Below are 1,036 nucleotides of genomic sequence, written 5' to 3'. Positions count from 1 at the left end.
CGCAAAGAGCTAATAGCAATCCGTAGAGAGAACTTAGTCGCTCTTAGCGACGACGTTTCAGAACAAGTGAGGTGGTATACTTGCTTTCCATCTTCAATAGAAACTGAACAAATCGGAACACTATGCCTTTATGAGGCGTCATTGATGCGTGCTTTTTACCATCAACTTGCCATTAAACCAAGCGAACCTCAAAGCGTTTAATTACCTGATTATCCAGAAGTGACATGGAAAGGCGAAGGTATTTTGAAAACTGGATGTTTACACCCTAATCGATGGTTGGATGCTTATTTTACTTCGGTGATTGTGCGTGATAAACCTAGTATGGACATATTGGCGAACTTTCCGATTTCTTTGATGAGACAGAGCTCTACCAAAGCGGGTGAGCTGTCTTATATGCTAGTAGACGTCATTCAGTCGTTCCACAACCGCACATCGGATTATCCTGATAAGCTGGTTGCAGCAATGGACGCAGCGGTAGATCAAGGGGATAACTGGGCGTTGGAAATTGCGATGGGGATCCTAGAAACCTTCGCAGCGCTCACTACTAACATTGGTTATGACTTTGAGGAAGTGCTAGTCAAAAACCTACAGTTCCAAGAGAAATATCATCTTCGAGAATTAGGACCAGATAGGATAGGCATCCGCACGTTCATTAATTTCCCTCTGCTTGGTATGGCTTGTATGTGGTACGACAAAGGTCATCGTTTATCTATTGAAACCGGTTGGCTTCCTCCATATCTCGTTGAAGGACGTTGGCTAGAAGATGTAAAAGCAGGCAAGATCACACGATAAATTATCATTTAGTTAGAAATTCAGTATATAAGCCACCTTTCACGAGGTGGCTTATATGTTTACCGATATTCAATCAACCCCATCTAGTGGATTGACCCAACAGGTTTCCTCTGTGAAGAAGGGTTAAAATGCTTACAGCAAATACTGGCAGAGTATCAGGCGCCAAATAACGTTCCCCAAGAGATTTGCGATCAGATTTTAGAAGCGGCAAAAGAGTCATCCGTCGGAAAAAGGTGGCGTTCGC

Annotated in this window: 1 pseudogene; it reads left to right on the top strand. The window is 43.2% G+C overall.

Annotated elements, in window-relative coordinates:
* Positions 1 to 792 (top strand): annotated as a pseudogene (locus R7P67_RS26545) (immunity 49 family protein); the annotation flags it as partial.
* Positions 793 to 1,036: the final 244 nt, after the last annotated feature.

This window comes from Vibrio sp. Vb0937, assembly GCF_033338855.1.
This window is presented reverse-complemented; position numbering and strand designations above follow the sequence as displayed.